General features: G+C 40.1%; 12 protein-coding genes. All 12 read left to right on the forward strand.

Annotated features, from left to right (window positions below; all coding sequences use genetic code 11):
• Positions 1 to 5: 5 nt before the first annotated feature.
• The 12 genes from hslO to lysS all read left to right on the forward strand — a co-directional run bounded on the left by hslO (position 6) and on the right by lysS (position 10,335).
• On the forward strand, positions 6 to 890 hold the full coding sequence (gene hslO, locus FB379_RS14655; protein ID WP_066247243.1) for an Hsp33 family molecular chaperone HslO: 885 nt from the start codon (positions 6 to 8) through the stop codon (positions 888 to 890).
• Positions 891 to 912: 22 nt separating this feature from the next.
• Entirely contained in the window at positions 913 to 1,794 is an 882-nt protein-coding gene (locus tag FB379_RS14660; protein WP_144598267.1) for a peptidylprolyl isomerase, read from the forward strand.
• 85 nt (positions 1,795 to 1,879) lie between these two features.
• The gene (cysK, locus tag FB379_RS14665; RefSeq protein WP_066247248.1) at positions 1,880 to 2,809 is read left to right on the forward strand and encodes a cysteine synthase A; all 930 of its coding nucleotides are present in this window, start codon (positions 1,880 to 1,882) and stop codon (positions 2,807 to 2,809) included.
• A 142-nt stretch (positions 2,810 to 2,951) separates the two neighbouring features.
• Complete coding sequence (locus FB379_RS14670) at positions 2,952 to 4,382, forward strand: anthranilate synthase component I family protein (RefSeq protein WP_144598268.1); 1,431 nt, start codon at positions 2,952 to 2,954, stop codon at positions 4,380 to 4,382.
• Entirely contained in the window at positions 4,379 to 4,966 is a 588-nt protein-coding gene (gene pabA, locus FB379_RS14675) for an aminodeoxychorismate/anthranilate synthase component II (RefSeq protein ID WP_066247253.1), read from the forward strand. Before FB379_RS14670 ends, pabA begins: the two co-directional genes overlap by 4 nt.
• Positions 4,967 to 4,968: 2 nt before the next feature.
• Positions 4,969 to 5,847 (forward strand): aminodeoxychorismate lyase, encoded by an 879-nt coding sequence (pabC, locus tag FB379_RS14680; RefSeq protein ID WP_144598269.1) that lies wholly within the window; start codon positions 4,969 to 4,971, stop codon positions 5,845 to 5,847.
• Positions 5,838 to 6,686 (forward strand): dihydropteroate synthase, encoded by an 849-nt coding sequence (gene folP, locus FB379_RS14685; RefSeq protein WP_063387555.1) that lies wholly within the window; start codon positions 5,838 to 5,840, stop codon positions 6,684 to 6,686. The genes pabC and folP overlap by 10 nt, the downstream gene beginning before the upstream one ends.
• Positions 6,682 to 7,044 (forward strand): dihydroneopterin aldolase, encoded by a 363-nt coding sequence (folB, locus tag FB379_RS14690; RefSeq protein ID WP_063387603.1) that lies wholly within the window; start codon positions 6,682 to 6,684, stop codon positions 7,042 to 7,044. Before folP ends, folB begins: the two co-directional genes overlap by 5 nt.
• Positions 7,041 to 7,568 (forward strand): 2-amino-4-hydroxy-6-hydroxymethyldihydropteridine diphosphokinase, encoded by a 528-nt coding sequence (gene folK, locus FB379_RS14695; protein ID WP_063387554.1) that lies wholly within the window; start codon positions 7,041 to 7,043, stop codon positions 7,566 to 7,568. The genes folB and folK overlap by 4 nt, the downstream gene beginning before the upstream one ends.
• The gene (locus FB379_RS14700; RefSeq protein WP_063387553.1) at positions 7,520 to 7,735 is read left to right on the forward strand and encodes a helix-turn-helix domain-containing protein; all 216 of its coding nucleotides are present in this window, start codon (positions 7,520 to 7,522) and stop codon (positions 7,733 to 7,735) included. The genes folK and FB379_RS14700 overlap by 49 nt, the downstream gene beginning before the upstream one ends.
• A gap of 15 nt (positions 7,736 to 7,750) precedes the next feature.
• Positions 7,751 to 8,743 carry a tRNA dihydrouridine synthase DusB gene (dusB, locus tag FB379_RS14705; protein ID WP_144598270.1) on the forward strand — a complete coding sequence of 331 codons (993 nt, stop codon included), beginning with the start codon at positions 7,751 to 7,753 and terminating at the stop codon, positions 8,741 to 8,743.
• An 89-nt stretch (positions 8,744 to 8,832) separates the two neighbouring features.
• On the forward strand, positions 8,833 to 10,335 hold the full coding sequence (lysS, locus tag FB379_RS14710) for a lysine--tRNA ligase (RefSeq protein ID WP_130157184.1): 1,503 nt from the start codon (positions 8,833 to 8,835) through the stop codon (positions 10,333 to 10,335).
• Positions 10,336 to 10,655 lie beyond the last annotated feature (320 nt).

Here is a 10,655-nt window from a genome sequence, read left to right on the forward strand (position 1 = left end):
AACAAATGAACGATTATTTAGTCAAATCTTTGGCCTATGACGGAGGAGTGCGTGCATATGCAGTGAAGACGACTGATACAGTGAGTGAAGCTCAACGTCGCCACCAAACATGGCCGACTGCTACCGCTGCTCTTGGAAGAGCAATGACAGCCGGCGTGATGATGAGTTCGATGCTGAAAGGTGATGAGAAGCTGACGATAAAAATAGAAGGCGGCGGTCCAATAGGAGCCATTGTTATTGACAGTAATTCAAAAGGTCAAGTGAGAGGTTATGTATCCAATCCTAAGACCCATTTTGAATTAAATAAACATGGAAAACTGGATGTAGCCCGCGCAGTCGGGAAAAACGGTACATTGTCGATTGTTAAGGATTTAGGATTAAGGGAACATTTTTCCGGTAAAGTCCCTATTATTTCCGGGGAGCTGGGAGAAGATTTTGCCTATTATTTAGTGACGTCAGAGCAAGTCCCGTCTTCAGTAGGAGTGGGAGTTTTAGTCAATCCTGATAACTCTGTTCTGGCTGCTGGCGGATTTATTATTCAGCTTATGCCGGGAACTGAAGAATCAATCATTACGGAAATTGAGACGCGGTTAAAAACAATAGAGCCGATCTCTAAGCAAATTCAAAAAGGGCTGACTCCTGAAGAAATATTGGAAGGTGTTCTGGGCGAAGGGAATATGAAAGTGATCGATCGCATGCCTGTCAGCTTCCACTGCAGCTGTTCTAAAGATAGGTTTGCAAATGCCATTATTAGTCTAGGAGAAGAGGAAATTCAACAAATCATCGATGAGGATGAAAAAGCTGAAGCTCAATGCCATTTCTGTAATGAGATATATGTGTTTTCAAAAGAAGAGTTGCAGGAATTAAAAGAAGCGGCATCTAGAAAATAGCTTATGGCAGGGAGCTGGAGGAATGAGTAAAAAAGCGCTTTTGGTCATAATTTTCAGTCTTGTATTAACGAACTGCGTGACGATTGCCTTTTTGGTAAGTGCTTATACAAGAGAAGCGCAAAAAGAGAAAAATGATGAAATTGTTGCCAAAATCGGCGATAGCCGCATTACGAGGCAGGAATGGTTAAATGAACTGGAAAAACGATTTGGGAAAACAACACTTGAGGAAATGATCAATATTCAAGTTGTGGACGAGCTTGCAAAAAAGAATCATATTGATGTAGATGAAAAAACAGTTGAACGTGAAATACAAATGTATAAAATATCGTCTCAATCATACGGCGATAGCGTGCTTAACGACAAAGAACTGAGAAAACAAATTCGCTATAGTATTTTATTAGAAGAGCTTTTAACGAAAGATGTCAACATTAGTGAGAATGAATTGAAGAAATTTTATGAAGAAAATAAACATCAATATATTATGAATGACACGTATCATCTTTCCCATATCGTGGTTGATTCAAAAAAAGAAGTCCAACAAATTATAAATGAATTAAAAGGCGGATCAAGCTTTGAAGGGATTGCAGCTGAACGGTCCAAGGATCAGTTGACGGCGAAGGAAGGCGGAGACCTCGGTTATGTTTCCGAAGGTTCCAGCGATGTACCGCCGGAATATATTGAACAAGCTAAAACAATGAAGGTCAATGAGTGGTCGGACCCAATACCGCTGGAAAGAGGATATGCGATTATATTTTTGCATGAGAAAATAAAAGGAGAACAGCTGGAGTTTGACGAAGTAAAGGATCAGATTCGCAGGCAAATCGCTTTGGAACAGATGGAAGGAAATGTATCAGCAAAGCAGTTGTGGGATGACATCGGCGTAACATGGTTTTATGAAAAATGAAGAAAAAGATTGACAATTCATAAATTTATTGGTATATTATTTTCAATAAAACCAATATAATTACTCGGAAATAGAGGTGTATAAGATGGCAGTTGTTGCAAACTCTATATTAGATCTAATTGGAAAGACTCCTGTTGTAAAATTGGGAAAAATTGTAGAAGAGGACAGTGCAGACGTTTATTTAAAGCTTGAATTTTTTAACCCTGGATCAAGTGTAAAGGACCGTATTGCATTAGCAATGATTGAAGCGGCAGAAAAAGAAGGCAAACTAAAACCAGGAGACACAATTATCGAACCGACAAGCGGAAACACAGGGATCGGTTTAGCAATGGTGGCAGCTGCAAAAGGTTTACATGCTATTTTAGTTATGCCAGAAACAATGAGTTTAGAGCGCCGTAATTTATTGCGTGCATATGGAGCAGAGCTTGTTTTAACTCCTGGTCCAGAAGGCATGAAAGGGGCTATTAAAAAAGCAGAAGAGCTTGCGGAAAAACACGGCTATTTCATGCCGCAGCAATTTAAAAACCGTGCAAATGTAGAAATTCACCGTTTAACAACTGGCCCGGAAATCGTTGAGCAAATGGGTGATCAATTGGATGCATTTGTCGCCGGAATCGGTACTGGAGGTACGATTACTGGTGCTGGTCAAGTATTAAGAGAAAAATATCCGAACATAAAAATTTATGCTGTTGAGCCGGCTGATTCACCTGTATTATCGGGCGGAAAACCAGGTCCGCATAAAATTCAAGGTATTGGAGCAGGATTTGTTCCGGATATTTTAAATACAGAGATTTATGATGAAGTCATTACTGTTACAACTGAGCAAGCTTTTGAAACCGCTAGAAAAGCTGCGAGAGAAGAAGGAGTATTAGGCGGAATTTCTTCAGGTGCTGCCATTTTCTCTGCATTGAAAGTGGCGAAAGAGCTAGGAAAAGGCAAAAAGGTACTAGCAGTCATCCCAAGTAATGGAGAAAGATATTTAAGTACTCCATTATATAAGTTTGACGAAGAATAATAGAATGAATAATAGTTTAAAGGCTGTCGACGAATTTTGTCGGCAGCCTTTTGGATTTTATGTGAAGGGGAAAAATAATACTGTTGATGCCAAGCTCTCCTTCTTGTTGTAAAATAAGTTTATGGGTGAAGGAGAGTGAACGATGGAATTTGTGAGAAAACTGCTGGCAGTCCAAATACCTTTTGAAAAAGAACGATTTTTCAATCGCTTTGAAACGCTGGCAAAACAACAACAACATTACGCTCTTCTCGAAAGCGGAAGAGGCGGCCGCTACAGCATAGCTGGTTTAAACCCTTTTGCCGTCATACAAGGAAAAAACGGGGCAATTACGATCTATAGCGGGAACAAAAAAGAAGTAAAGGAAGGAAATCCGCTCTTGCTCTTTGAAGGATGGATGAAACAGTTTAAATGTGAAAGCGATCCTTCCCTTCCCGACTTTCAAGGAGGCGCTATCGGCTTTATTAGCTATGATGCAGTTCGTTATTTCGAAAAATTACCCAATATAGCTGTGGACGATTTACACGTGCCCGACATTTATTTTATCGTTTTTCAAGATATCGCCGTTTTTGATCATACTGAAAAAACACTTTGGCTGATAACGTATCATAAACATGGGGAAAAAGATGCTGCACAAAAGCGGCTGGAAGAAATGAAAGCTTTATGGTGTAAGCAAAGTGAGGAAACGATTTTCAGCTATACGAATTCAGCTGATCTCAGCTATGAGCCGATAATGTTTATGGAACAGCCGTTTAAAAAAGCTGTTGAAAGAGTAAAGGATTATATTGCAAGCGGTGATGTATTTCAAGTCAACTTATCCGTCAGACAAGCAAAACCGCTTTCGACGCATCCGTTTGAAATTTATAAAGCATTACGGAAAATTAACCCATCCCCATATATGGCCTATATTCATACTCCTGAGTTTCAAATTGCCAGTGGATCTCCAGAGCTGCTCATAAAAAAGAGGGGAAATGTACTGAATACCCGTCCGATTGCTGGAACGAGATCAAGAGGAAGAAGCGATGAAGAAGACCGCCAGCTTTCTGAGGAATTAATCACCAATGAAAAAGAACGTGCAGAACATATCATGCTTGTAGATTTAGAACGAAATGATCTAGGGCGGGTATGTAAATATGGCAGTGTTGAAGTTAACGAACTGATGGCTATTGAGAAATATTCACATGTCATTCATATCGTGTCAAATGTTCGCGGAGAGCTGCAAGAAGGAAAAGGATTTTACGACATTATGCGTGCTGTATTTCCGGGCGGCACAATCACGGGAGCGCCGAAGGTTCGAACAATGGAAATAATTGAAGAGCTGGAGCCGACTAGAAGAGGGTTATATACTGGTTCGATCGGCTGGCTCGGCTTTAATGGAGATTTAGAATTTAATATTGTAATACGGTCGCTACTGGCTAAAAACGGTTGGGGTTATGTGCAAGCAGGTGCTGGAATCGTCATTGATTCTGTTGCAGAATATGAATATAAAGAGTGTTTGAAAAAAGCAAAAGCGTTATGGAAAGCAAAAGATTTGAGCGAAGATGAGAATAAGTTAGTTAGAGGTGAGAAGAGATGATTTTAATGATTGATAACTATGATTCTTTTACGTACAATTTAGTCCAATACCTTGGTGAGCTCGGCGAAGAGCTTGTTGTCAGACGAAATGATGAAATTACGATTGAGGAAATTGAACAGCTCAATCCAGCCTATTTGATGATTTCTCCCGGTCCGTGTACGCCGAATGAGGCGGGGATCAGCATGGAGGCAATTAAGTATTTCGCAGGGAAAATTCCGATTTTTGGCGTATGCTTAGGTCATCAATCAATAGCTCAAGTGTTCGGTGGGGATGTTGTTCGCGCAGACAAATTAATGCACGGGAAAACATCGCAAATTTATCATGACGGAAAAACTATTTTCGACGGCTTAGACAACCCGTTCACCGCTACAAGGTACCACTCTTTAATTGTCAAAAAAGAAACGCTTCCGGATTGCTTTGAAATTTCAGCATGGACGAATGACGGAGAGATTATGGGAATCCGCCATAAATCTTTGCCGGTTGAAGGCGTGCAGTTTCATCCGGAATCAATTATGACTGAACATGGAAAACTGATGTTAAAGCATTTCCTTTCCTATTATCGTACGGAAGAAAAGAGTGTATAAAAGTGTACTTATATGTAAATGGTGAATATAAAAAGCAGGATGAGCTGCATATTTCTCCGTTCGATCATGGATTTTTATACGGAATCGGCGCTTTTGAAACATTAAGGACTTATAACGGTCATCCATTTTTACTGTATGATCATATCGATCGCTTAAATGCAGCGGTTCGCGAGCTTGGCATAGATTTTTCTCTTTCTTACTCGGCAGCAGAACAAATTATTAAAAGACTGCTTGAATTAAATCATTTAAATAATGCATATATCCGGATAAATGTTTCAGCGGGTGCAGAGGAGCTGGGGTTGTCGGCGGCTCCTTATAAAAATCCGGTGTTAATCTTTTTTATAAAAGAGTTAAATTTGCCGGAAAGATTGACAAAACAGGGGGTCATTCTTTCGGTTCGGCGAAACACGCCGGAAGGATCATTTCGCATAAAATCGCACCATTTTTTAAATAATGTGCTGGCAAAGAGAGAAATTGGAGATCATCCGAAAACGGAAGGTATATTTTTAACACATTCAGGATATGTCGCAGAAGGGATTGTTTCCAACATTTTTTGGGTAAAAAACAACACCGTCTATACACCGGCTGTCAGCACAGGAATATTAAACGGAATTACTAGACAGTTCGTGTTAACCATCCTTGAAAAACATCGCATCCCTTATGAAGAAGGATTGTATCCATTGGATCATCTGTTATCTGCACAAGAAGCTTTTATCACAAATTCCTTGCAGGAGATTGTCCCAATTACACATATTGGTCAGACTGCATTTGCAGGTGAACAGGGAATTTTGACCAATCGATTAATCACCATTTATAAGAAGGTGCGGCAGCATATTTTGACAAGATCTGAATTCGAAGTGGGTGATGAACAATGGGTGTAATAGAGAAAGAAAAAATATTACAGTGCGGACCGTATCAATTACACTACGAAGATAAAACCCAAGTAATGGGAATATTAAACGTTACGCCTGATTCTTTTTCGGACGGCGGAAAATTTAATGATATCGAGAAAGCTTTAAAGCATGCAAAAGAAATGGTGGAAAATGGCGCCGATATCATTGATGTCGGGGGTGAATCAACCCGTCCGGGCCATGAACCCGTTTCAGAAGAGGAGGAGCTGGCCAGAGTTCTTCCAGTCATTGAAAAATTATCAAAAGAAATTCATGTTCCTATTTCCATTGATACGTACAAAGCGAATGTGGCAAAAAAAGCGGTGGAAGCTGGAGCAACCATCATCAATGATGTTTGGGGGGCGAAAAAGGAGCCGGACATCGCTCGCGTGGCAGCAGAATATAACGTCCCAATCATTCTAATGCACAATCGAGAAAAAGAAGGGTATAACGATCTGATTAAAGACATGATTTCCGATTTAATGGAAAGTGTCGAGATCGCCAAAAAAGCAGGCGTTCGGGACGAACAAATCATCCTTGATCCAGGAATCGGTTTTGCCAAAACTTTTGAAGATAATCTCTACGTCATGCGTCATCTGGAGGAATTTACAAACCTTGGTTTCCCTGTTTTGCTGGGTACGTCGAGAAAAAGATTTATCGGACGAGTTCTCGATCTACCGGTAGAGGAGCGTATGGAAGGCACAGCGGCTACCGTATGCTTAGGAGTGCAAAAGGGCTGTCAATTCGTTCGGGTTCATGACGTTAAACCGATTGCGCGGATGGTGAAAATGATGGATGCGATGCTCGGAAAGGGGCGCGATCACGATTGATAAGATCTATGTAACGGGAATGGAGTTTTGGGGCTATCATGGCGTTTATCCTGAAGAGAATAAACTTGGACAGCGATTTCGAGTTGATGTTATTTTAGAGACGGATCTAAAGCAAGCAGGAAAAACGGATGAACTAGATGATACAGTGAATTATGCGAAAGTGTACACGGTTTGCAAGGAAATTGTGGAAGGCAAGCCCTATAAGCTTATTGAAGCCGTTGCAGAAAATTTAGCATCTGAACTGTTAAAAGAGTTTTCGACTGTTTTGTATTGCACAGTAAAAGTGGTAAAGCCGGATCCGCCAATCCCGGGTCATTACAAGTCTGTAGCAGTAGAAATCAAAAGGGGAAGAACATGAAAAACTATGCATATATTTCTTTAGGATCGAATATCGGCGATCGGGAATATTATTTGGAAGAAAGCATCAATCAATTGAACAGGCATCCAGATGTTGAGGTTATCAAAATGTCTTCTATTTATGAAACCGATCCGGTTGGTTATATTGACCAAGAATTGTTTTTGAACATGGTCATTAAAATCGCGACGAATTTCACGCCGTATGAGCTGCTGGCATTTACGCAAAAAATCGAATATGATTTAGGAAGATCAAGGGAAGTTAAATGGGGGCCTAGAACGATAGACCTTGACATTTTATTATATAATAACGAAAATATTGAAACAGAACAGCTTACCATACCTCATCCGAGAATGTTTGAACGATCTTTCGTATTGATTCCTTTGTTTGAAATTGATCGAGATGTACAATGGCCTAATCAGCATCGTTCTTTACTGGTTTTAATAGATCAATTAAAAGATAAAAAAGGAGTGCGAATATGGAAGCAGAAAAATGGGGAAGAAGGATTCGCGCTTTTAGAAAGCTAAAAGGCTATACACAAGAAAGCCTTGCAAAAGACTTAGGCGTTTCTGTATCGGTTCTTGGTGAAGTTGAAAGGGGCAACAGACTTCCCAGCAAGGAATTAGTAGAAATTATTGCTGCTAAGCTGAATGTAAGCGTGAACGAGCTGATGCCTGAGGATACTGAAAAATAAAGGAGGCAGGTGAAATTGTTTAAAATAGGAGATATTCAATTGAAAAACCGTGTTGTGCTTGCTCCGATGGCCGGCGTATGCAATTCGGCTTTTCGGCTGACGGTCAAAGAATTTGGAGCGGGTTTAGTTTGTGCTGAAATGGTCAGCGATAAAGCCATTTTATATAAAAATGCGAAAACAATGGACATGCTCTATATTGATGAACGGGAAAAACCATTAAGCTTGCAAATTTTTGGCGGTGAAAAAGAAACATTAGTGGAAGCGGCAAAATTTGTCGATAACAATACAACAGCAGATATCATTGATATTAACATGGGCTGTCCTGTACCGAAAATTACGAAATGTGATGCCGGAGCAAAATGGCTTCTTGATCCCAATAAAATTTATGACATGGTTGCCGCTGTTGTGGATGCAGTGAAAAAACCGGTAACTGTCAAAATGCGCATGGGTTGGGATGAAGAACATATTTATGCGGTGGAAAATGCCCAAGCCGTTGAGCGGGCAGGGGGCAAGGCTGTTGCATTGCATGGACGAACCCGTGTTCAAATGTATGAGGGAGAAGCCAACTGGGACATTATTAGAGAAGTTAAGCAGGCTGTGAATATTCCGGTGATTGGCAACGGGGATGTCAAAACCCCTCAAGATGCAAAGAGAATGTTGGACGAGACGGGTGCAGACGGGGTTATGATCGGCCGTGCTGCATTAGGCAACCCATGGATGATCTATCGCACTGTTAAATATTTAGAAACGGGAGAATTAATTGAAGAGCCGACAGTTCGGGAAAAGATTGATGTATGCAAACTGCATTTAGAACGTTTAATCAATTTAAAAGGTGAGCACATCGCTGTTAGAGAGATGCGTAAACATGCCGCTTGGTATTTAAAAGGTATTCGAGGCAATGCAAAAGTGAGAAATGCTATTAATAACTGTGAAACAAAAGAAGAACTGGTCTCCCTTCTTGAACGTTTTGTAAGTGAAGTGGAAGAGAAAGAGCGTCAATCCGCATAAAGACAATCTGCTTTCTCTTATACTTTGACGGCTGCCAGTAATCTGGCAGTTTTCTATGTTAAATTTTAAGATTATTGGAGTGGATACGTATGAGCAAAGAAGGTTTGCATAACCAAGAAGAGTTGAATGATCAATTGCAGGTTCGCAGGGAAAAGCTTCATGCATTAAAAGATAAAGGAATCGACCCTTTCGGAAAAAAATTTGAACGCTCGCATCAGGCGATTGAACTAAAAGAGCAGTACGGCGAGTTTACAAAGGAAGAACTTGAGGAAAAAAATATTTTTGTTTCTATAGCTGGCAGAATTATGACAAAACGTGGAAAAGGGAAAGCAGGTTTCGCCCATATCCAAGATTTGTCGGGCCAAATTCAAATTTATGTTCGGAAGGACAGCGTCGGCGAGGATCAGTATGAAATTTTTGATATGGCTGACTTAGGTGATCTTATTGGCGTGAAGGGAACGGTTTTTAAAACAAAAGTAGGCGAGCTCTCGGTAAAAGCAACGGAATTTGTGCTGCTCACGAAAGCTTTGCGCCCTCTTCCTGATAAATACCATGGCCTTAAAGATATTGAACAGCGCTACCGCCAGCGTTATTTAGATCTTATTATGAACCCTGACAGCAAAAACACATTTATAACAAGAAGCAAAATCATCCAATCCATGCGCCGTTATTTAGACAGTCACGGGTATTTGGAAGTAGAAACACCAATGATGCACTCCATTGCTGGAGGAGCGGCAGCACGTCCGTTTATCACTCATCATAATGCTTTGGATATGCCTTTGTACATGAGAATTGCTATTGAGCTTCATTTGAAAAGGCTGATTGTCGGCGGTTTAGAAAAAGTTTATGAAATCGGCCGCGTTTTCCGCAACGAAGGCGTTTCAACAAGACATAATCCCGAGTTTACCATGCTCGAACTGTACGAGGCATATGCAGATTTCCATGATATTATGGAATTGACAGAAAACATGATTGCTCATATTGCACAAGAAGTATTAGGTACAACGACAATCCAATACGATGAATATAAAGTGGACTTGAAACCAAAATGGAAGAGACTTCACATGGTAGATGCGATTAAAGAATATACAAATGTTGATTTTTGGAATGTTACATCTACCGAAGAAGCGCGGGTATTAGCTAAAGAACACGGAGTAGAAATTAACGAAAATATGCAATACGGCCATATTGTCAATGAGTTCTTCGAGCAAAAAGTCGAGGATAAACTAATTCAGCCGACATTTATTTACGGTCACCCTGTTGAAATTTCTCCGCTCGCCAAAAAGAATGAAGCGGATCCAAGATTCACAGATCGCTTTGAATTGTTTATTGTCGGTCGCGAGCATGCAAATGCCTTTACGGAATTAAACGATCCTATTGATCAACGTGAACGCTTTGAAGCTCAATTAAAAGAAAGAGAGCAGGGAAATGACGAGGCGCATATGATGGACGAAGATTTCATTGAAGCTCTTGAATATGGCATGCCTCCAACAGGTGGGCTTGGCATTGGCATTGACAGATTAGTCATGCTTTTAACCAATTCTCCGTCTATTCGCGATGTTCTTTTATTCCCGCAGATGAGAAACAAATGATGATTTTCAAAAGGGAGACGGCTGGTCTCCCTTTTGTCTTCCTGCTGGAAATGGAATAATTTTTTTATATAAAATAAATTTTTTTATGCAAAACTATTGATTTGTTATGAAAATGGTGTTATATTAATACCCGTCCTTATTGATGATCAATGATACAATGATAAAAAAATCTGTTGACAAAGTAAAAATTTAAGGTTATTATAAGAAAGTCGTCTTTTTTTCAACATGATCTTTGAAAACTGAACAAAACGAAAAGCGTGCCTGTTGATTCTAAAAGAGCATTTGGTGACAAACTTTTTTTGGAGAGTTTGATCCTGGCT

The organism is Aeribacillus composti (assembly GCF_007827555.1).
In the GTDB taxonomy this organism is placed as follows: domain Bacteria; phylum Bacillota; class Bacilli; order Bacillales; family Aeribacillaceae; genus Aeribacillus; species Aeribacillus composti.